This is a genomic window from Candidatus Woesearchaeota archaeon (genome assembly GCA_016180285.1).
Lineage (GTDB): Archaea > Nanobdellota > Nanobdellia > Woesearchaeales > JACPBO01 > JACPBO01.
In genome coordinates this window covers 1-22,530 of sequence record JACPBO010000019.1, presented here as the reverse complement: position 1 = coordinate 22,530, position 22,530 = coordinate 1, and the positions used below count along the sequence as shown (strand labels likewise).

The 22,530-nt window shown below is 38.5% G+C and carries 21 protein-coding genes; 10 read left to right on the top strand and 11 right to left on the bottom strand.

Going from position 1 to position 22,530, the window contains the following annotated elements:
- The 5 genes from HYU07_04345 to HYU07_04325 form a co-directional block, all read right to left on the bottom strand.
- Window positions 1-759: V-type ATPase subunit (locus tag HYU07_04345; protein ID MBI2129444.1), on the bottom strand; the 759-nt coding region annotated here is incomplete at its 3' end.
- Window positions 756-1,301 carry a hypothetical protein gene (locus tag HYU07_04340; GenBank protein ID MBI2129443.1) on the bottom strand — a complete coding sequence of 182 codons (546 nt, stop codon included), beginning with the start codon at window positions 1,299-1,301 and terminating at the stop codon, window positions 756-758. The genes HYU07_04345 and HYU07_04340, both read right to left, overlap by 4 nt.
- Window positions 1,302-1,308: 7 nt before the next feature.
- Window positions 1,309-1,542 carry a V-type ATP synthase subunit K gene (locus HYU07_04335; GenBank protein MBI2129442.1) on the bottom strand — a complete coding sequence of 78 codons (234 nt, stop codon included), beginning with the start codon at window positions 1,540-1,542 and terminating at the stop codon, window positions 1,309-1,311.
- A 20-nt stretch (window positions 1,543-1,562) separates the two neighbouring features.
- Window positions 1,563-3,416: a V-type ATP synthase subunit I gene (locus HYU07_04330; protein ID MBI2129441.1), complete on the bottom strand. Its 1,854-nt coding sequence runs from the start codon at window positions 3,414-3,416 to the stop codon at window positions 1,563-1,565.
- The gene (locus HYU07_04325) at window positions 3,409-3,732 is read right to left on the bottom strand and encodes a hypothetical protein (GenBank protein ID MBI2129440.1); all 324 of its coding nucleotides are present in this window, start codon (window positions 3,730-3,732) and stop codon (window positions 3,409-3,411) included. Before HYU07_04325 ends, HYU07_04330 begins: the two co-directional genes overlap by 8 nt.
- A 215-nt stretch (window positions 3,733-3,947) precedes the next feature.
- Here HYU07_04325 and HYU07_04320 point away from each other — a divergent pair, with 215 nt between their 5' ends.
- The 6 genes from HYU07_04320 (at window position 3,948) to HYU07_04295 (ending at window position 6,946) form a co-directional block, all read left to right on the top strand.
- Window positions 3,948-4,337, top strand: a complete 390-nt coding sequence (locus HYU07_04320) for a hypothetical protein (GenBank protein ID MBI2129439.1) — start codon at window positions 3,948-3,950, stop codon at window positions 4,335-4,337.
- Between the two features lie 80 nt (window positions 4,338-4,417).
- Entirely contained in the window at window positions 4,418-4,588 is a 171-nt protein-coding gene (locus tag HYU07_04315) for a hypothetical protein (GenBank protein MBI2129438.1), read from the top strand.
- Between the two features lie 22 nt (window positions 4,589-4,610).
- Window positions 4,611-4,934: a hypothetical protein gene (locus HYU07_04310; protein MBI2129437.1), complete on the top strand. Its 324-nt coding sequence runs from the start codon at window positions 4,611-4,613 to the stop codon at window positions 4,932-4,934.
- 17 nt (window positions 4,935-4,951) lie between these two features.
- Entirely contained in the window at window positions 4,952-5,770 is an 819-nt protein-coding gene (locus HYU07_04305) for a DUF3800 domain-containing protein (GenBank protein MBI2129436.1), read from the top strand.
- A 101-nt stretch (window positions 5,771-5,871) separates the two neighbouring features.
- Entirely contained in the window at window positions 5,872-6,468 is a 597-nt protein-coding gene (locus HYU07_04300; protein ID MBI2129435.1) for a winged helix-turn-helix transcriptional regulator, read from the top strand.
- Window positions 6,443-6,946 (top strand): HEPN domain-containing protein, encoded by a 504-nt coding sequence (locus HYU07_04295; GenBank protein MBI2129434.1) that lies wholly within the window; start codon window positions 6,443-6,445, stop codon window positions 6,944-6,946. The genes HYU07_04300 and HYU07_04295 overlap by 26 nt, the downstream gene beginning before the upstream one ends.
- On the opposite strand, the gene HYU07_04290 is transcribed toward HYU07_04295, so the two are convergent.
- From HYU07_04290 to HYU07_04265, 6 genes are all read right to left on the bottom strand, one after another.
- A complete protein-coding gene (locus HYU07_04290; protein ID MBI2129433.1) occupies window positions 6,943-8,400 on the bottom strand; it encodes a radical SAM protein in 1,458 nt (485 codons plus the stop codon). The two genes, HYU07_04295 and HYU07_04290, sit on opposite strands and share 4 nt — an antisense overlap.
- A gap of 11 nt (window positions 8,401-8,411) precedes the next feature.
- On the bottom strand, window positions 8,412-9,332 hold the full coding sequence (locus HYU07_04285; GenBank protein ID MBI2129432.1) for a glycosyltransferase family 2 protein: 921 nt from the start codon (window positions 9,330-9,332) through the stop codon (window positions 8,412-8,414).
- The gene (locus HYU07_04280; GenBank protein ID MBI2129431.1) at window positions 9,325-10,269 is read right to left on the bottom strand and encodes an SDR family NAD(P)-dependent oxidoreductase; all 945 of its coding nucleotides are present in this window, start codon (window positions 10,267-10,269) and stop codon (window positions 9,325-9,327) included. Before HYU07_04280 ends, HYU07_04285 begins: the two co-directional genes overlap by 8 nt.
- A gap of 7 nt (window positions 10,270-10,276) precedes the next feature.
- On the bottom strand, window positions 10,277-13,063 hold the full coding sequence (locus tag HYU07_04275) for a hypothetical protein (protein ID MBI2129430.1): 2,787 nt from the start codon (window positions 13,061-13,063) through the stop codon (window positions 10,277-10,279).
- Between the two features lie 98 nt (window positions 13,064-13,161).
- The gene (locus HYU07_04270; GenBank protein ID MBI2129429.1) at window positions 13,162-13,347 is read right to left on the bottom strand and encodes a hypothetical protein; all 186 of its coding nucleotides are present in this window, start codon (window positions 13,345-13,347) and stop codon (window positions 13,162-13,164) included.
- A gap of 62 nt (window positions 13,348-13,409) precedes the next feature.
- Entirely contained in the window at window positions 13,410-14,495 is a 1,086-nt protein-coding gene (locus HYU07_04265) for an NAD(P)/FAD-dependent oxidoreductase (GenBank protein MBI2129428.1), read from the bottom strand.
- A 128-nt stretch (window positions 14,496-14,623) separates the two neighbouring features.
- Between HYU07_04265 and HYU07_04260 the strand changes: the two genes are divergently transcribed.
- The 4 genes from HYU07_04260 to HYU07_04245 all read left to right on the top strand — a co-directional run.
- Complete coding sequence (locus tag HYU07_04260; protein MBI2129427.1) at window positions 14,624-16,138, top strand: hypothetical protein; 1,515 nt, start codon at window positions 14,624-14,626, stop codon at window positions 16,136-16,138.
- 21 nt (window positions 16,139-16,159) lie between these two features.
- On the top strand, window positions 16,160-19,969 hold the full coding sequence (locus tag HYU07_04255; protein ID MBI2129426.1) for a hypothetical protein: 3,810 nt from the start codon (window positions 16,160-16,162) through the stop codon (window positions 19,967-19,969).
- 112 nt (window positions 19,970-20,081) lie between these two features.
- Window positions 20,082-21,350: a hypothetical protein gene (locus HYU07_04250; protein ID MBI2129425.1), complete on the top strand. Its 1,269-nt coding sequence runs from the start codon at window positions 20,082-20,084 to the stop codon at window positions 21,348-21,350.
- A gap of 53 nt (window positions 21,351-21,403) precedes the next feature.
- The coding region (locus HYU07_04245) for a hypothetical protein (protein MBI2129424.1) at window positions 21,404-22,530 on the top strand (1,127 nt) is incomplete at its 3' end.

Genomic DNA, 22,530 nt, shown 5'->3' with positions numbered 1-22,530 from the left:
GCCAAAAAAGAAAAGATATTTTTTAATGCGGTTATTGTCCAGATTCTCCTTTTTGAGCCTCAGCAGCGTAAGTATGTTTACTATCTCTATTTCGCTTTCTATGAATTCCCTGAAAAGCTTTTCCTGCCTTGACAATCTTTTTGTAAATCTTAACAGCTCCTTGTAATAAGCATGGTCTAAAGCCGCTTCAATCGCAGCCAATGTATTCTCTTTTTTATAGTTTTCAAGAGCTTCTTTTAACACATCAAAAGGAACTGTGCCTGAATTTTTTAAAATATCCTCAATTGTTGCCAGCTTGGTTAAATTCATCAGTTGTTCATAGTCTAATGTTCCTATTGGAAAGAGCATGGATTTTATTTCTTCTTCAGATGCTCTGACATATTTGCCCCTTAAGATTGTTTTTATATTGAAAACATCATTTCGCTTCAGATAAGCGTTGATCAGCAGGTCCAGATTCTCAGGAGAGATTCTCCTTAATTTCGCAAATGTATTAACGAGATTCCTGTTTAATGCATGCTCCAGCAGGTCAGCTTCAGAATATTCTGCTGCCAGGGCGTTGATCTCTGCTTTATAATTCGTATCTTCAAGAAATCTTGTTATCTCGTCAAGCTTCATTTTCATCAGCTTGTGATATTCCTCTTTTTTCAGCAGAAGAGCCCTCATTACAACAACCCTTACATAAGTATAGGGGTAGCTGCCTAATCTGATTTTTCCTTCTCTTTCAGGCTCTTCGAATTTCATCAGGCTTTTCATTTTCATCCGAATAATATTTTTGCCGCTTCCTGCATTGAATGCTCTTTCACGTCTGAAAGCAGTGTTTCATAGCTGTAATCAACTCTTATTGTTCCGTCATTGTTCTCTGCCATCAGGCCGCCCAAAATATCCATGTCTTCGCATTTCAGGCCTTTCACATACTTCGCATCTTTGCTGCTGCAGAAAACCTTGCTGGCTTCTATCTCAGACTTTGCTTTTTTAAGCAGGTCTGCAATATGCTGCTCCCTCTTTCTGCTGTCTAGCTTGGACAAATTGCTTTTAACCGATTCGAATACGCTTTCCATAATCTCTTTTTTCCTGTCCAGGATCGCCCTCTTAGCTTCAGAATCAGCCATTGCATTTATTGTCTTTTCCATTACTTTAATCGCTGTTTTCCGGTCTTCATCAAGCTTTCTCTTATATGGCTCTAGTTTTTCTTCTGACTGCTTTGCTATTTTTTCTGCTTCCCTTTTCGCTTCAGAGACAACAGCATTTGCGCTTTTATCCGCATTGCTTATTATCTCCTGCTTCAGCTCTTCAAGGCCCATCTTGGATTTAGCCGCCTGCAAGGCCCAATATAAGTATTGCTATTACAAGGCCGAAGATAACTATTGTTTCAGGGATAACTGTAAGGATCAATCCTTTTCCAAACAGCTCCTCTTTCTCAGCCATTGCTCCGATTGCTGCTGTTCCTATTGCTTTCTCAGCCCATGCTGCTGCAAAAGCGCTGCAGCCAAGCGCAAACGCAGCGCTGATCGCCACTATCCCGACATTTCCTACATCTACCATTTTCTACCTCCGTGTTTATGTTATTTTGCTCCAAACGGCTTGAACGGCATTCCGCCGCCTTTATAAAATTTTGTAAAAAATTCAACATAATGCAGCCTCAATGCATGCAAAAATGATCCTAACAGCCCGACGCCGATATTTATTGCATGGCCGGCAACCAAAACTAAAATGCCTGCCAGTATTAAAAACCCTCCTGAATGGAAAAAGCCTTTTGCCAGGTCATTTACAACTATGGCCAATCCTACAGACGAAAGGCCGATTGCCATTAGCCTAAGATAGGACAGTATGTTTCCGAATATGCTCGGTATTTCAACTAAGCCTTTAGTTCCCTCTCCCAGGAAAAGCACAATAACAGCTATTGCCGCTAAAGCATAGCCTGCAAAAGGGCTGATGCTTATTATTTTTGCATAAGACAGGGCCAATAATGCAGCTCCTGCCTCCAAAAAAAACCATCCGAATTTTTCCATAAATGCCCTTTTAAAGCCATGCGCCTTCAGCTCGTTTATGAAGCCAATTATAAGCCCGACATTTACATGTATGACTCCGACTATTGCTGCAAATGCCATCAATGGAATCAGCTCATGCTCAGGATTTCTGCTGATCAGCCTCGGCAGATGCCAGCCAAATAATTCTTCTGCGCCGAAAAATTCTCCGAAAAGCGCCCCGAAAAATACAGTGGCCAAAGAAGCGAATATCAGTATGTTAAAAAACCCCTTTGCCTTCGGAAATTTCTTCTTCAGCAGCCAAAATACAATCAGTGTTGTCAGGCCATATCCCATGTCGCCAAGCATGAAGCCAAACAATAACGGGAATGTAAGGAAAATAAAGAATGTGGGGTCGATCTCCTTATAGCTCGGCAGCGAGTAAAGGTCCATAAAAAACTCAAATGACCTTATGACTTTGGGATTTTTAAGCTTGACAGGAACTTTGTCGCCTTTTTCTATCGGCATTTGCTTTATGAAGATCTTGTTTTTTGTCTTACTGTTCAGCAGTTCAGCTGTTTTATTAAAATCTTTTTTAGGCAGCCACCCGCTTATCACAAAAGAGCTTTCAGTTGAGCCGAATTTGAGCGGCGCTTCTGCCTTTTCCAGCTCTTCTGACAAAAACCTTTCATGCAGAATTAACAAATCCTGATTTTGTTTCCTGATATCTGATATTTTTTTATTTATCTCTTTCTTTTTATTTTCCAGTATTGAAATCTGCTTTGCCAGCCTTCCGATATGCGCGCTTGGCTTTCCTTTAATCCCTGTTAGCCTTGAAATGTCTATGCTTCTGAATTCAAAGCCTTCCAGCAGCTTTGCAGCCTTATCCGAAAACGCTTTGTCTACAAAAAGGGCAATCAATGCGCCTTTGCCGAATTGCTTGTGCTGCAATCCGAATTTTGGCGTAACACTCGGAATGGATTTTTTAAAATTTTCAAACCCTTTTACATAACCTACAAAATACTTCAATGTCTCAAAAGAATAAAATGAATCAAGGCTGATATCAAGGCTCTTTATCTCTTCTAAAGATTTCAGCAAGCCGGACTTTTCATTGATTTCGCTGCTTATGCATTTTAACTCATTCAGGCAGGCTTCTAATTCAGAATCCAGCCTGAATACATGCCTCTCCAGCTCCTTTATTCCGAGCATTTCTCCCTTTTTCGCTGCCAGTTTCATGTCAATGCCAAGATATGAGCATATGGACCTTATCTTTACAAGAATCCTTGCAATATCGTTTGCCTTTTCCATAGGGGAGCAGATATCCAGATCCTCTATTTTTTTATGCTCGATTACATGGCACACCTTAAGCTCGTAGAGTGTTTTTATTGCCTTCTCCATCTCTGTTTTAGGGCCAAGTATAACTATCTTCGACATCTCTGTTGCTTTAAACATTTTTTATGCGTTCCTCAAATTTTTCCAATATGTAATTGGCTGCTTTCTGGATGTTCTTCCTGGCATTTTTTTCAAGAATTTCAGCATCTTTTTTTGCCTTTTCAACAATTGCCGCCCTTTCTTCCCCGAGCTCTTTTCTCTTCTTTTCGATCTCTGCCTTGTTTTTGCTTTCCAACTCCGCCTTTCTTCTGCTGAACAGCAAATCAGACTGCTGTATGGCTTCCTGTATGATCTTCTCCTTTTCCCTGTTCGCCCTTTCAGCTATGCCTTTTGCCTTCTGTTCGGCGTCTTTGATCTCCTTCAGTAGCTGTTCCATAACAATCTAATCTTGAAGTTTTTACAGTTATTTATAAATATTTATGTTTTTAAGCTGTTCTTTGCAGAAATCATAAAATCAATAAGATCGGGATAATGGAGCTATTGCCGGTTTCTTTAATTATTTCTTTGATCTTATCATAACGATCCATGTTGAGATAGTATTTCCAGCCATGCTCTTAAGCTTTATATATAAGCACACATTATTCATAAATCATGAAAGAAAAATCCATATTTTTGGAAAAAGAAGGATATACGCCCAAGAATAAAGTGCTTGATTTTTTAATAGTTGCGCAGGACTTTGATTATTCGCTTAAAGAGATTGCCAAATATGCTGATATTAGCTACCCTTGCATGAAGCAGCTAAAAAAAGAGCTGGTCAAGGGCAGATGGATAGTTCTCACAAGGAAAGTTGGAAAAGCGCAGATGTATAAGCTAAATTTAAGAAGCAAAAAAGTCCAGAAATTCATTGAGTTTTTCTGGTCTGTTGTCAGCGAAGAAGTTGAGAATAATTTAGGGATCAAAGAAGAAAAAAGCGAAGTTTCCCATCATTCGCATTCAGCATCATCACTTGGATCAGTGGCGGTGAGCGCGAAGAGTGTTTAGAAAAGTTTAAATAAAAAGCTACATTCAAAAAATACAAAAGTCCAAGTTAGTATGAATTTCACAAACAATGAGTGATATTAATGAGCGAACAAGATAAAAGGGAATGCCCCGAGTGCGGTGGTAGAGATCTAAAAAGAAAACATGCGGGAAGTTCATTTCTTGGTTCAATACCAATAGTTAATTTGGTTGTTGGTGAAGATTATTACTATTATGTTTGCCAAGATTGTGGTTGGAAAAGCAAAACTTTTTGAAAAAATAAAATGTGAGGTAAAAATGGCTAAATTTGAAGGTTCAGCAAAAATATCGAAGAAAGAAGGCGATACTTCCATTAATGTCAGTTTAGGTAAAAAAGGATTTTTTGAGAAGATAGCAGAAAACATGTCTAAGAGAATGGTGGCAAAAAGAGAAGAAAATCAAAAAATTTGTAAAAATTGCGGTGTGTTTATGGATAAACCTTTTGCTTTATGTGCTTGGGATGCTCAAAGATTGATGTATGATTGGCAAAAAACCCACCTATGTAAAGATTGTGCTAAAAAATGCAGAAAATGTGGCAAATATTTCTGCTTAGAACATTTAAAGAAACATAAATGCATTTAAAATAAATAGTTTAAAAAATGATAAATAATGTCAAGTTAGTATTTTCAGATGAATCAGGAAATCTTGAAAAAGATGATTATTATGTGCGAGTGGGTTTGATACTTGATGCACTCAAATATGCAGATTTCACTGAAAAGTTTAATGAATTAAAAAACAAATTCAAAATTCCTTTGGATAAGGAATTTAAATACTCTTATTTGTGGTTCTTACATAAAAAAGCAAATATTTCTAAAGATAAGGTGTATTCTTTTTTTAAAAATAGAAAATATAAAGTAAAAACATTAAAAACATTCATAAAAAAGAGTGTACTTCTATTAAATTCTTTCAACCCAATGATTGTTTTGATTTTTACTTATGTTTATTCTAAACCGCCCAAAGAACAAGTAAAAATTGAATCTGATTTTTTACGTGCACTGATGCTAAGACTAGAATCTGAACTTTCTGAGACACACTCTTTAGGTATTATATTCTATGACGAATTAAGCAAACAAAATATCCTTTTATCCGCATATAACTACCTATTTGAAAATGATCAGTTACCAATTCTTGGATATAATCATATAAAGGACTCTTTATCGTTTGATGTTTCTACGTATTCTTCAGGAATACAATTGGCAGATTACATAGCAGGAATTACTCGTGGTTGTTTAAAAAAATATCATTTTTCAAAAAACTTGTTTAAAAAAGTCATTTCAAAATGGGTAAGAAGAAAGAGCGGGTATACTGTTATGCAAACAGGTTTTGTTCCTTTTTATTTTGGTGAGATAAAAGATAAAAAGATAAAAAAAGAAATTTCAAAAAAATTAATGAACTTAGAGAGATTGTTTAAAGACTGATCCCTCTTTCTCAATCCCGTGCTGAAGCTGAACACATTGCCCACAATAAACAAAAGCTTTATATACTAATGGTGTATAGTCATACACTAAAGGTGGATAAAATGCTGACTGATAAGGAAAAGCTCGTTTTAAGGCTGCTGATGGCAGCTTTTAATAAAGATCATTCTATAAACCAGATAGCAAGGGAATGCAATTTAGCTCCGAATGGCGCATTAAAGATATTGAGAAAATTTGAAAAAGAAGGCATTTTAAAAGTTAAGAATATTGCCAACATCAAATCTTACAGGATAAATTTTGAGAATGAAAAGGCTTCTGCAATATTAGAATTAGCTTTGATGCCGAAATTGGAGGGAAGGGTAATGTACAGGCTGGAGGATTTTAAGGAATTAAAAAACACAGTAAAATCCTGCATCTTGTTCGGATCATATACAACTCTGAAAAATGAGCCAAATGACATGGATGTTTTATTCATTTTAGGCAAAAACAATTACAGAAAATACAAAGAAAAATTATCTGAGCTTAAAGATGTGGTTCCTGTTAAGATCCATGATGTTGTGCAGACTCAGGAGGATTTAAAGAAGAACATAATCAATCAAGACAAGGTCATTCTGGAAATCTTAAGAACAGGAATTGTGCTCTGGGGGCATAAAACAATAGTTGAGGTGATAAAAGATGCCAGCCAAAGACAAGTTGAATGAATGCTTTAAAGAAGGCCAAAAAGGCGAGCGGCACAAGGGCTTAAAAGCAATTGAACTCAGCGAAGAAAGGATGAAAGGCCATTTGAACAAGGCAATGCATAATTTTAAGGCTATGATTTCTCTCCAGAAAACCGGATTTTCAGATTGGTCAGCTTCAGCATCCTTTTATTGCTTATATCATGGTTTGCTGGCTTTGCTTGCTAAAGAAGGCTATGAATCGAGAAACCAGAGCTGCACATTTGCGTTAATTGAGGATATGATTGAAAGAGGGGCAATCTCTTTGGCTAAAGAAGATCTAAAAGAGATATTTGACGCTGATGTCACGCAAGACCTAGAGCACAGCAATAAGATTTTGGATATTAGGGAGAATATGCAGTATTCAATTAAAACTGCTTTGGAGCAGGAAGAATTCTTAGAGCTTAAGGAAAGAACCAAAAGGCTGTTTGACAAGATAAGAAGGAATATTGAAGGCTCTTAATCTTCTCTTTCCCCCAATCCCGTGCTGAAGCTGAACACATTGCTCGCAGCGATCGCTATTCTGAAGAACTCATTCCAGCTTCTGATCCTCAGCAATGTCTTTAGTATATAGCTCGGCCTGAAATAGAATGATCTGTATGCCTTTTTGATATAGTTCTCAAGCTCATTCCCTTTTAAGCTTGTAAAGTATTGGTTGAAGAATCCGCTTGTGTGCACCTTGCTGAGATCGCAGTAACTGCCGTCTTTAATCTCAGGATGTTTTTTGGCAACTTCAATGAACAGCTCAGTTCCGGCATAAGGCGTGCAGACTCCGAAAGTAACAGTTGTCGGAGCTATTTCCCTGACAAACTTCATTGTTGTTTCTATTGTTTTCTTAGTATCGCCAGGGCAGCCAAGCATCATATGCGCATGCGTGTCAATTCCGACTTCATGCGTCCATTTGAAATTCTTCCTCGTCATTTCTGCGTTAATCCCTTTTTTGATATTGTTCAGTATCTCCTGCACTCCGGATTCAACTCCGAACTTGATCATATGGCACCCTGCTTTTTTCATAAGAATCATCATATCTTTGTCAATCAGCCCGACACGGGCATTTGCTATCCATGTAATGTCCATTTTTCTTTTTATCATTTCCTTGCATATTACTTCATTCCTTTTTTTGAAAGCAGTGAATGTTTCGTCTCTCAGCCATACTTCTTTGTATCCCAGCTTCTGGATTTCCTCAAATTCTTCAATAACTTTGTCAGCGCTTCTGCACCTTACTTTAGGCCCGTAAAAATTCGGCACAGTGCAGAATGTGCATTTTCCCGGGCACCCCCTTGAACTTGTCATTGTTGTATAAGGCACTCTTTTGACAATCGGATTAAAATAATCAATGCCTTTTGGCAATAGTGTTCTGTCAGGGATTGGCAATTCATCAAGATTTTCAATATAAGGATATAGTTCATTCAGAATTTTTTTCTTGCCTTCCCTGTAGCCAATTCCCCTGACTTTCTTCCATTTATCGCCCTTGGCAAGCGCATTCACAACATCTCTTATGATGAAATCAGGCTCTCTTCTTACAATTATGTCAATTGCAGTATTTGTTAATGCATACTGCGGCATAAAAGTCGGATGAGAGCCGAACATGATCGTTACAATGTTTTTATTTGCCTTTTTCAATTCAGCAAGAACTCCGCAGTCTTCATTAAAGCTCATTGTTGAAGTTGAAATTACAGCAGCATCGCAGTCTTTTGCAATATTTTTAACTTCTTGAATCGGCTTCTGCTCAGCCAATGCGTCAAGAAAAACAACATCATGGCCTTCATTCTTCAGGATAGTGGCAATGTAAAGCAGGCTCAAAGGCGGAGCCTGCGCTCCTCCGATCCTCTTGCCCTTGCACCAGCAGCCGTAAATCAGATCCCTGACTACATTTTTCGTGAATCTGCTTCCTGGGTTTAATACAAGAACTTTCATTTTTTAGGGTTTCACTCCAATTTTTTCTTTATCTTGTACTCTTCTCTGCTTGAGCTTGAGATCAGCTCTCCTATAAAGCCGAGAGAAATAAACTGCACTGCAAGCACTATCAGCAGCACAGACAGCATCAATAGAGGCCTGTCCATTGAAACAATATTAACATACCTGTCCCGCAAGACTTTTATTGCTGCAATTAATCCCAACAAGCCAAGCAAAATTCCAACTGTTCCGAACAAGTGCATCGGCTTTTTCTTATAGCCTGTTAAAAATTTAACAGTTATCAGGTCGTAAAATCCTTTGAACAATCTGCTCACCCCGTATTTGCTTTTTCCGTATTTTCTGGCATGATGCCGTACAGCTATCTCGCCTACTTTGTAGCCATTCCAGTAAACCAAGGCAGGAATATAGCGGTGTAATTCGCCGTATATATTTAATGTTTTCGCAGCCTTTGCCTTATATGCCTTAAAGCCGCAGTTAAAGTCATGTATTTTAACTCCTGTAACCGCAGCTGCCAAAGCATTGAAGAGCTTTGAAAAAAGCCTTTTTCCAAAAGGATCCTGCCTTTTTTGCTTCCAGCCTGAAACAAGGCCATAGCCCTTTTCCAGTTCAGAAACAAATCTTGGAATTTCAACTGGGTCGTCTTGCAGATCGCCGTCCATTGTTATAATTATGTCGCCTTCAGCCTCTTCAAAGCCTGCAGACAATGCAGCTGCTTTTCCGTAATTCTTCTGAAACTGCACAGCTTTTACTTTTTTATCTTTTTTATTGAGATCATTCAGATAAAAAAATGTCCTGTCTCTGCTGCCATCATCAACGAATATTATCTCATGCTCGTTTTTCATTGTATTCAAAACAGCTTTAAGGCTGTTGTAAAACAAAAGAACATTCTTTTCCTCGTTATACAAAGGGACAACAACAGATATTTTATCCATTTTTATACCACTCAACAAGTTTTTTAATGCCCTCCTCTATTTTGACCTTTGGCCTATAGCCAAGCAGCCTTTTCGCTTTCGATACGTCCGCATATGTGATCGGAACATCTCCTTTCTGCTCAGGCATGAATTTTATTTTTGCTTTTTTTCCGGTATTCTTTTCTATTAAGCTTATTAAATATTTTAATTCAACAGGGTTTGAATCTCCAAGATTAATCACTTCAAACTTAAGCTCTTTTTCAATAGCAGCTGCAACGCCATCAATAATATCGCTTACAAAGGTATAATCCCTTTTTGAGCTGCCGTCTCCATATACCTCTATTTCTTTATCCTTCATTATAAGGTTTGTGAATTTATAAGGCGCCATATCCTGCCTTCCGCGGGGCCCGTAAACAGTGAAGAATCTCAGGCAGGCAATATTCAGCCCATAAAGCCTGCTGTACAAAGCGCACAGCTGCTCCCCTGCCATCTTTGTTATTGCATAAGGGCTTAATGGGTTGCTGACGGGGTCATCTTCGGAAAAAGGCATCTTTTCATTACTGCCATAAACACTCGAGCTTGATGCAAATACAAACTTTTTAACATTAAATTCCCTGGCAAGTTCCAGCATCACAAGCGTTCCATTAACATTGACATCAATATATAAGAGGGGATTTTCCATTGAAGGCCTTACGCCAGCGCGCGCAGCAAGATGGACAATAATATTTATCTTATTTTTTTCAAATATTTTTTTAATTTCGGCCTTATTTCTTATATCTGCTTTATAAATTTTAAATTTTTTATTTTTAGCGCAATCTTCAATGTTTTTCTTTTTCCTTTCAGGATCATAGAAGTCATTGAAATCATCAGCTGCTATAACTTCCTTGCCGTCTTTCAGAAGCCTCTCGCACAAATGGCTGCCGATAAACCCAGCTCCGCCTGTAATAAAAATTGCCATTTTATAATTATGGTGAAGCACTTATTGTGCTGTTTGCATTCATGTTATTCGTTCTGCCTTCCCAATTTACTTTCCACACAATCATCCTGCCGCCTGTTATGCTTCTTTTATCGCTGAACAGGTCAAAATGCTTTGTGCCTTTTCCTTCCAGGAAATAAAGCTTTGTAAAAATGCTTGATGTTAATTCGATATTGCTCATGACTGTACTGTAAGAATCTCCTGATTTTACCAAAACAACGCCGTAAGGAATTGTATTTTCATCATAGCTTCTTTCAATATAATTCCCGCTTTTATCAATGTAGCCGAATTTAGCCGGTTTTTTAATTCCATCATTTGTTAAAATGCTTGGCTCGTAATTATTTGTCAAATTGATTAAAATGCCGTTGTCGCAGCTTATAGTTTCATTCTTAACAACAGAGCAGCCGCTTGAGCCGGCATAGCTCGGCCATGGAGCAATCCATGTGTTTGCAGCAGATTCATCCTTCAATGAAAGAATTTCATAATAAATCTGCTCCGCCCTTTCCTTCGTCAAATTGAAATCCTTCTGCTCAGCCAAATATTTTACAGCATCTTCCTTGCTCTTTCCCCTTGCATTAATCCACATCTCAGCCCTTATGAAATCCCAGCTTCCAAAATGCGCCCACACTCCTGATTTTCCGATCATATCATCAGATGTTATGAAATAATCCTCTGGAGGGCTGCAATGCGTGCTTTTCAGAACATCATCCGATTCATCATTGTTGAAATTATAATTGTTCATCAGATATGTTTTTGCCCCGTCTTTTTTCATCATTATTATCTTGTAAACAACATCAACTGAAACAGACGTGTCGCTCAGCTTTTTGTCTATTTTTTCAAATGCCGTGTTTGCTCCGCAGTCAAGCATCCTCAATATAGCGATTGCCTGCTCTTCATTATCAGTTAAAAGCACTTTTCCAATCCAATGCGCCTGAGCTGTGTATTGCGAAGCTCCGTCAAAAGTAACAGCTCTTTCAGCTATTGCCTTGAAATAATGGCCAAAGTCCCACCATGAATTAATGATTGCATTAGGCATTGATTTATCCCGGATCATTGTAAGCGAATCATACCATGCATCATTCATTATCGGGAATTCCTGCTTTGAAGTCCTGTCTGCAGCCTGCAGAGGGGCTATCAGCAGCAACAGCAGAAAAACAACAACTATGCTGTTTGAAACAAGCTTTGGCAGATGCAGTCCTTTTGAAATCCATTTGCCTGCATACATGTAGACTATGCCAAAAGCAACGCCTACTGCAATGCTGAAGACCGAAATAAGCAAAAGTATGAATCTCACGCCGCTGCGGCTTGCGTATATCGTGGAGAAATACCAAATTGCCAAAAGCACTGCAAACTTCACGTCAACCTTCCCGTTTTTGTCTTTCTTGAACAGCGTAAGCGCCACTCCTAATAGGCTGATAAAAAAGAAGAATTTTCCGTCTCCGCTCATCCCGGTAGATGCCACTATGGTGCTTAAGGCAGCGGAATTCAGTTCCGCGACAGTCGTATAAACATTGGGCCATAAATCCGCCGTTGTTGCAGATTTTATCGATTTGAAAGCTATTGGATTGAAAGGCGCATTGCTGAAATTTGTAAAATCCGTGAATAAAGTTACAAAAATGCCTGATGAAACTATTAATATTAGAAATATGATCAGAATATCTTTTATGTCTGTTTTTTTGAAATATTCAGCCAGCCCGTTTTTTAATTCCTTTCTGTGGGTTATTAGGTGATATGCTGCGTATACCACAAGAGCTGCAATAATAAAGTCAAAGATATACCACCAGCCGCCCCATGCAAAGCTGTAAATGCCGATAAGCAATCCTGTAACTCCGGCAAGGATCATGGCATTAATTCTTTTTTTCGCTTCAAATGACTCGAGGAAAATCCACAGAATAACTAGCGGGAAAACAACATTTATGACATCATTGTCAGAGCCGAATGTCCTGCTCAGGAAGAATGGATGGATTGCAATAATCATGGCAGCCATAAATCCTCCAAAGTCGCCGCTTATCCTCCTTGCAATGAAGAATGCCGCGATTATTGCGATAATTGAAAGAAAAAAAGGCGTATAAAATGCAGTCTGCATCAGCGTTATCTTTTTATTGAACGGGTGGAACACGAATTTATACAAATAAGCTTCGATGTAGGAATACAAGTCAGGGCTTATTTGCGTGCCTAATGGAGCATACATCAGCGCATCATAAGGCTTGCCATTAACAAGCTTGTCTCCAGGATGGCCGTTTTTTAAAATATTTCTTGCATACCGCATCCAGATATATGAGTCAATATCCGCCAGATACGTGTATCCTTTGTCATCCTTAAAAGAGCTTTTGAAATAATTTGAAACCTCCTTTATTTGGCCATCTATCTGCTGCCTTTGGCTTTTGTCTTTTACCATCTCATTGAATTGCGCATCAGCAAGCTCTGATTTCTGCGCATCAGGCAGATTAGGGTATTGGGCATTTATCTGGCTCATTATGTTGCTCTTGACATTATTCACAACCGCGCTTTTCGCCCAGTCATCAGTTGCAGGAAGGTAATTTGGGAAGCTTCTAAAGTAGATCATAAACAAAATAGGGATTAAAATAAGAAAAACAGTTTTATATTTTAATAAAAATTTCCATGCAGATGCCATATTTAACGAGAATTCTTCGCTTTCTCCGCTTCCCTTTGCAGCTTCGCCTCCTTTTTTCCTGAATTTATTTAGAAAGCCCTTTACCTTGCTTAAATCTATGGAAAAATCTTCACCATCTTCGCTTTTTCTCTCTTCTTCCAATAAGACCCCCTCTATGCCAGCAATAAAAGCCGAGCATTTATAAAGCTTATTGTTTTTGGTTTTAATCAGAATAAGCCCGCATATTTGCTTATGTTTGCCTAATCGGACATTTCTTTAATCTCTCCGTTGGTCATTATTTCTAAAACACCCGGCTTTGTTTCTCTATGATAACTTTTTTCGTTGATCTTGCTTTGAAAAACTCTTTGGCCATTATACTTTATTGTTGTTTCATAGAATCCATCATATTTTACGTTTGGATTTACTGCAACATCTGAGTTATCCATGCTTTCTGTTTTTTGATGAACATATTTTTAAATCTTTCTCACGAAATATCGAAATTCGGAAATCAGAAAATGTGCCTCAGAAAATACAACAGCCTTGGCTCTTTTAGTAAGATCCTGAAAAGAATTTTCGAAGGATATTCCCTGTCATGCTTTTCTATCGTTTTCTTAGTTTCTTTCTTATTTAATAAATCAATAAGCAGATTCCAGTCATTATCTGAGAATTTTTTCATTATGTCATGCAGCTTTAAATGAAGCCACAGGTCTTTTCCAATCATTTTTTTGCACTCTTTGCCATAATCGTTATTTCTTAAAATACAATCAGCCAAAATCTTTGCAGCGTTCAATCCGTAAACAATCCCGCCGCCTGTTGTTGCCTTGACCTGCGCTGCAGCATCTCCTAAGAGGAAAACGTTGTTTTTTTGTATTCTTATTTCAGGATCATAAAGAGGAATTAATCCGCTTTGGTAATTTATTATTTTTTTATTATTCATTTTTAATGAATTTAAAAAATTTAAAAAAACATCATTAACGCCATCATAAGCAGCAACTCCGATTCTTGCGATTTCTTCGTTTTCAGGAACAACCCATGCATAGCTCCCGATATGAGGATAAAATTCAACAATGTTTTCATTCTTCAGTTTTATTCTTGCCTGTTTTCCAAATAAGAATTTTCTTTTTCCAAACAAGCCAGCGGATTTTGCAACAGACGAATTCGGTCCGTCAGCTCCGATAAGATAATCCGTTTTTATTTTTTTAGCGGTTTTATTTTTTAAATTTTTAATTATTGTTTTATTATTCGCATATTTGACAAATCTGTTATTTAAAAAAACCCTTGCGCCTTCTTTTTCAGCCATTTCAGCAAGATGCCGGTCAAACTTTGCCCTGTCCAGTATTATGTTCTCATTTTTCAGTTTTAACTCTAAAAAATTTCCATTGGGAGAAAAGATCCTTGCCTTGCTTATTTTATTCAAAATCGCATCTTTATTTAATTTCAGTATATTGTTTATTTCATCAGTTACAATGCCGGTGCACTGCACAGGAAAGCCTATTTTCGGATGCTCTTCAAACACGCTGGCTTCTTTTCCGCTCTTTGCAAGCAGATAAGCTGCATAGCATCCTGCCGGGCCTGCTCCGATAATGCTGATCATATTGCTTGGCTATTGATCAGTTATTTAAATGCTTGCCTCTTAAATCTTATCCATTTTAAAATAGTAACAAAACAAAAGATTTAAATATCTGTTTGAATATCTCAACTAAAATAGCGGGGGTGCGTTTAATGACTACTTTGATATCAAGAGTTACTGGTATGCAGTATGGTTATGATTCGCCAGAAATTAAATCTCTTTCTTTGAATTCAAGGCTCTTTCCAAGAACATCTAGATTGAATATTGATGACATTCAAAAACCATACAACTATTTGCCAAAAGCCAACAGACCTTATAAAGAAGCGAAACAAACAACAGAAATTGCTGATAGAATTCAGAAATTATATGATTCTTATGATGCGCAGATATATAACCGCACAAATGCAATAGTTTTAGAGGAAATCAATCAACAAATTTTTGATAATTCTCGCAAAAGAGTTAAATGGAGTAAAACATTGGGTTTTCTCGAATCACAAACAAAAAAATATGCAGATTCTCTTGATTCCGTCAGTCTGAATTATTTAATTAACCTTCATAACATGCTCTCTCCGCACGTGAATAAATGTATAGAAAAATACAAGAAAGCAGAAGATGCAGAATATGCAAGGGACTATCTGATAAAATCCGCTTGTGATTTAGAAAAAAGGCACAAAGTTGTTTCTTATGATGAAGCTTCTGGGTATTTGGATGACAAAGTAACTGATATAACGCGAGGAACATCGCTTCTTAACAAAACAGGCGGGTCGCCAAAATCAGTTTATTTTAAGGTTCTCGGTACAATCGTATTGGCTGCTTGGGTAGCAACATCTTCTATAGGGTGGTGGAACTCTGCAAAAGACGCAAAGATATATAAAAACAAAGCCGAAGGCCTTGAGACAACACTTGCCTCGGTTTTAAAAGAATATGATGGCCTTAAAAATAAAGTTTCCGCGGTAGAAGCAAAAATTAATGAAGTTGAAAGCAAAAATTCTCTGCTTCAGTCAGCATTTGATGGCATCAATAAAAAATACGATGAAGAAAAATCCGTTCAAGAACAAGGAGATAAACTGCCTGAAATACCAATACAAGGCGGCAAAGCTCAAAATACAAACTTTTCATTCGGTCATAAAACTCCCGATCATAAAATTACCGGCAACGGCGGAAATTTCAAAGGCGGATGGTATAAGAACCCGGCTGATCCATCAATCCCTGCTGAATTTGACTCTGATGAGTTGGCGTTAAGGCGAAGAAAACAGCAGCTGTATGATGAAATTATAGGTAAATATGCTCGCGGCATAGTCCAGCATCCTATTGGATCCGGCTTTTATGTGGGCGGAGTAGCAAATACGATTCTGAGGAATGCCGCAGTAATCCCAACAGATCTTCTTACGGGTGGAAATGAAAAGGCAATGAGAAACGCAAACATGATGTTTGGAGAAACTGCCCCATTCGGAGATGCTTCAAATAAATTTCACTCATACATGCTCAATCCAAAAAACTGGGATGAATTAGCAGACTTTGTTAAAAAGCATAAATTAGAAACAGCATTTATAATATCATGGGACGCAGCCACAGGAAGGATAGTTTATAAAAATGTTCATGGCAATGCCGGTTCAGAAGCTGCAGAATTCGGCGACGGCGAGATAATAGGTCCAGGTTTAAATTAAAAACCTAAAAAAGAAGGCATGATGGATAAAATAAAAATAAATCTTTTTATTACGATCTTTCTAGTGTTAGTCTTATCTGCCTCTGCAGCAGCAACAAGATACATAAATTATAACTTTAAGGAAGGCGTGATCTCAAGCTCAGGCGTATTCACGGCTACAAACAATCCGTTAACAAATGTCAATGTAATCGGCTTTGTGTGCGCAGACAGCAGCTGCAACAGCGTTAGCGGCACTTTATGGGGTGGCCAAGTGCAGAATTCTGGAGCTGACAATTATATGCAGCTGACTTATCCAACTGTGTTGCAATCTCAATATGGCTATGGCGTATATTACTACAAACAAGGTTATATTACGATGGAAGGCAAGGCGACATGGTGGGGAACCACTGGCAGCGATCCTCAAGGCCCATACACAAGATACCTGTCAAAAAAGCAGGATTGTTACTCACCTATTGACACATTCAGCGTAACAAATGATGCCCAGGCAAACATTCCTTTAGTTATAAATGTAAGCGCAAGCCTTGATGCAACAACATACGCTGCATTTCGCAATGCTGGCCCGCTTAATTACATTCCGCCTTCTTTATCGAATGATTATTACTCTGTTGCAACAAGAATCATATTAACAATATATGATTCTTCAGGAAATGTTGTCAACCAGCAGACGCAAGACGTAACAATTCCTGCCAGCGGCTCGCAAAGAGTCCAATTCACATGGACGCCTTCACTGGCAGGCCAATATACAGCAAAAGCTGCAACAACTGTCCCTGATGCAAAATGCAGCTCATCAATAGAGCAGTCTTCTTCAAAGGAATTCACAGTTATACCGGAGCAGCCAAGGAACATGTGCTACACTATACTGAATAATTTGGCAACATCAGACCAATTCCCGACAGACGGCGAAACAATAACAATAACTGCAGCAAAGATAAGCAATTATGCTGACAACAATTACAACTTAATGCCGGTTCAGGCAAATGTGAATTTAAAAATAACAAGAGTTGCAGATGGCCAGATTGTAAGCCAGCAGTCCAAGACAATTTCTGCGAATATAAACAATTATGATGCTGTTTCATTTTCATTCGACTGGCCGATTAATTCAGGGCAGGGAAACCATAATATAACTATTGACGGGCTTGCAAGCAGCCCTTACTGCAATGGGCTTCAAAATCTTCAGGATGCGGCGAGTGAAATAATCTATATAAACACAAAGCCCAATGAAGCTCCGGCAATAGGAAATCTTCCGGATGTTTCTTTTAACGAAGATTCAATTCCAGCAGCAAATCTTATTGATTTGTGGCAGTATGCTTCTGATCCGGAAACAAGCGCAGGTCAACTGACGTATAATATAGCATCGCAATCAGACCCTTCTTTGGTGAATTGCTCTGTAACAGGCAACAGATATATAAACTGCGGGCAGCCGGCATCGCATAAATACGGGGCTTCAGCAGTAACAGTTGAAGTGTCAGACGGCCAATATTCTGACAGGGACACATTTAATGCAAATGTCCTTGCAATCAATTATGCCCCGACAATTGACTTTTTAACAGCATCCCCGGCATTGCTTAAAGGCGGCAATACTGTTGCATTAACCCCTGCAAACCCAAATGATATTGAACAAGGCCAGCTTTATTTTTATTGCAGTGAATTGGCATCTGAGCCAACAGCAACATCAAATATCTGCAATGAAGGAAATGCTGCTTACAGTTATTCTTATTCTGCTATGAAATGCACATATGCAACTGCAGCAGACACAGCAGCGCACAAGGCATATTGCAGGGTTTATGACGGACTATCATATTCGCAGGCATTGCAAACAACCTACACAACAGACAGCACCCCGCCAGTAATCAGCCCAACAACAGCTGCTTTAACAAATGACAACACTCCGACAATAACAATCAACGGAGATGGCACTCAAACAAGCTGCTCTGCAGCAGGAGCTTCTGTAGCATGGAGCTGCGATACATTAACCTGCAATCCAGCATCTGCAATAGCTGATGGAACTTACACCGTTGCAGTAAGCTGCCAGGATGCAGCAGGAAATAGCGGAAATGGCAATGCTGCATTTACAATAGACACGCAAGTTCCAATATTGTTGAATGGCCAGCCAACAGGCACAATCACAACAAACACACCTGTTCTGAATGTAACATCAAATGAAGATGCAGCATGCCGCGGAACAATTGACGTAGATGAAGCATATGCAGACATGGATTTTGCATTTACAGGAACATCAACAATTCACACTTATTTGACAAATGTTTTGTCTGATGCAGCGCATACAGTTTATGCGCGCTGCCAGGATCCTGCAGGAAACATAATGCCATCAAGCTATTCATGGAGCTTTATTGTAAATGCAACGCCTGTTGCGAATGCAAACGGCCCCTATGCAGGATTTGAAGGAAGCCCTATAGCATTTACAGGATTGGCATCAGGAGGGGCTCCTCCATACGCATTTGAATGGGATCTGAATAATGACGGGAGCTATGAAACGCCGGGCCAAAACCCAACTTATACGTGGACTGATGATTTTTCAGGCACAATTGTTTTAAGGGTAACTGATTCAGACGGCCACAGCACTACAAATCAATCCAATGTAACAATCAGCAATGTTGCGCCAACTGCAAACGCCAATGGCCCTTATTACTGCAATGTTTCGCAGTTCATAACTTTAAGAGGAACGGCAACTGATCCCGGAATATTAGATACACTCACTTATGACTGGGATTTAAATAACGATGCTGTGTTCGAAACAGCAGTTCAGCAAAACCCGGCATATAATTGCGCAGCAAATGGAACATTTAATGTTAATTTAAGGGTCGCAGATGATAATGGCGGCATAGGATATTCAGGCGCAACAGTTGTTGCATCAATTCCTCCTCCGAACAATGCTCCAACTGTAACAGTCATTTCGCCAAATGGAGGCGAAGTTTGGAGCGGAATAAAAAACATAACATGGAATGCAACTGATCCTGATTCAAATCCATTGTCTATAGCAATTCAATACAGCTATGACAGCATACCGTGGACAAATATCACGCAAAGCATTGCAAATTCAGGCGTTTATGCATGGAACACAACAGCAGTCCCGGATGCAGCAACATATCTTATAAGGATAATAGCATCAGATGGCAGCTTGACAGGAGAAGATGTTTCAAATGCAATATTTCAGATCGATAACGTATTTGCTCCCAATATAGAAGTTCTCTATCCTAATGGCGGTGAAACATTAAATGGAACTGCAAACATCAGATGGATTGCAACAGACGGCGGCTCAAATCTGTCCATCGACTTATATTATAGCCAAAATAATATAACATGGGCTGCAATAGCGCTCAATCAGCCAAACATAGGCATTTATTCATGGTATACGCCTTCTGTGCTTGATGGAAATTATTTGATAAAAGCAGTGGCATCGTCAAATAATCTTTCAGATGAAGACATATCAAACAGCTATTTTACAATAGGCAATATTCCTGCAGCGCCTTCTCCTGCTCCGGCAGCGCCAACGCCAGAGGACAAGCTGTATGTAAGCAAGATAACATTTGAAAACGATTATGCATTATCGCCTTATGATGACCTTACAGCAATAATTACAATAAAGAATACAGGCGATACAAAACTGGAAGACAATACAATAACGCTCACAGTGCCTGATCTGGGCCTTAGAAAGAGAATCGGGCCATTTGATTTAAGCAAAGGCGAATCTGCAACAAGAAAGCTTTCGCTCAACCTGGAAGGAGCAGTTCCAGGAAGATATTATGCCAGGATTGTTGTAAGCAATGACAAAGTAACAAGGATAAAGCACAGGGAGATAATCATACGTTAAGTGGATATTGTAACCACTCTAAAATAGAAAAGTTTAAATATGAGTGGTGATTACAGAAGGAAAGAGGTAAAATCTCTTTCAAATTTAGAAATTAAATCGGGGGTAAGAAAAAATGAACGCAAAAATTTTAGGAATATTAGCAGTTTTTCTCGTAGGTGTTTTGGCATTTACAAGTATTGCAGCAGCAATTCCAACAGTAAGCGAAGTCAAGATTGATGGCAATGTTGTTCAGCCAAATGCCGCAGAGAAGATAGAGGTTGAAAGAGGCAATGATTTTAACGTGCAGGTAAAATTGCTTGCAGCTGCAAATGAAAGCAATGTTGAAGTTTCTGCATATATCGTAGGCTATGAGTATAGCGATTTTGAGCGCGTTTCTGATACAACGCATTTATTTGATATGACATCAGGCGATACAGTCTATAAAAAATTAACATTGAAATTGCCTGATAATTTGGGAAAAGATTATTATGACATGAGAGTCACAGTTGCAGGAAGAACAAGCGCGTCTTTTGAAGGCTTGTACAGGCTGCATGTAAAAGATTCAAGGCATTCAATTGTTATAAAAGATTTGATCTTAACCCCTTCAAATGAAGTTACAGCAGGAAGGTTATTGACTGCAAAAGCAAGAGTCAAGAATGTCGGGGAAAATGATGAAAACGATGTGAATGTCAAAGTTGAAATTCCGTCATTGGGTGTTTCTGGGAATGATTATATAGATGAAGTCGAAAAAGATGAGTCTGAGACATCAGAAGAAATAGAGCTTAGAATCCCTGAATGCGCAGCAGCAGGAACTTATACAGTAAAGGCAACAGCGATATATGACGATGGCTATGAAAAGGTAAGCGAAGAAAAGCAGATTAAAGTAGCAGCAAGCCCATTATGCTCAACAGCAGCAACTGCTCAGGGCCAGACACTTGTTTCATTCTCCATGACAGCGCAGGAAGTCGAAAGGGGAGAAAGCGTGCTTTATCCGATAACAATTACAAATGCAGGAAATGCAGCAAAGACTTATGTTATCAGCGTAGATGGCTTAACCGGATGGGCAACAGCAGCAATTAAAGATTCGAATGTGGTTGTGCTGCAGGCAGGAGAGGCAAAAACAGTATATGCGCAGATCACAGCAGATGATGATGCAAAAGCAGAGGAGCACACAGCTGTTTTAAAAGTAAGCTCAGGCTCAGAAACAATCAAGGAAAGCTCAATTAAGGCAACAGTAAAAGCAGCTTCAGTAAGCGGCTTTGAAAAGCTGAAGGAAGGCCTTAAGATCGGATTGATAGCTCTTGTTGTTATACTGGTCATAATCGGCGCAATAGTGATCTTCACAAAATCCAGAAAGAAGGAAGAAGGCAGTGAAGAGGAAGCAACACAGACCTATTATTAATTTTTATTTTTTATAATTTCTTTTTTTATTGTTCTTCATTGAAATGATCAAAGATGCAGAAACAAATATTGCAAAATAAGGCATTTCTTTTTTCGGTAACGTTCTTATTCTTTCTATCATTGATTTCAGCAGCAAAAGCATCGCCTGATATTTCCGCTTATTCGCAGGCCAGCCTTGATCTTTGCTCATGCAGCAATTATACAAACATAATATATATCACAAATCCAGATGCGATAACAAAAAGCATTTCAATAAAGGCATTTAATTCAGCTTCTGGCTTTGTCAAGCTTAAATTGAAGCCATTTGATCTTTATCCTGGAGAAACAAGATCAGTAGCAGAGAAAATAAGCATACCGTGCGGGTTTATTGGCGGATATGTGCTGGACACAAGAATAAAAGATAGCTTTTCAACAAAAACAGTAAGGCAGAAGATAAGGGTTCAGGATTGTTATTCTGTTAAACTTGAAATAGAGAAAGAATATGATGAAATCTGCTACGAGCAGAAAAATTATGCAGTTAAGATAAAAAATAAAGGAACAATAACACAACCAATCAATTTATCTTTAAATGGAAATAATGCAAAGCTTGACAAAGGCTTAATAATGCTGGATCCTGGCCAGGAAACAACTGCAATACTGGCAATCGACCCTTTTAATGCAGCGGAAAGAATTTATTCTGTTAAAGCAAAAACAAAGGTTTCTGAATCAACTGCAGCTTTAAATGTAAAGGCCATTTCAAACAATGAATGCTATAAGCTTGAATTTTCTGCTCCAAATATCGAGACAGATCATTCTAAAAAAACAATAAGGATGATGTTTGAGAATAACGGAATTAAGGAAGGGAATTATGCTCTAAGCGTGGAGCCGGGTTGGCTGTTTCTCGATGAAACTGGTTTTAAGCTTGCTCCTAAGCAAATCAGGGAAATTACCATTGCAGCAAACCCCTTGGGCATTAATCAGGGAGTTTACGAAGGAAAAATAACTGCCGCCGAAGTTAGTTCTGGCGAAGTGTACGAGAAGCCATTTGCAATAACAATAAAGGAAAAAGATCAGACATGGAGCAAAATCAAAGGCAGCATTAGCGTTTTTTTGGTTTTTCTTGAAGAGTACTGGATTGGCATATTGCTCGGGCTTGTTGTTTTATTTTTGTTTTACATTTTAATTAAAAAAATAACTGTTGG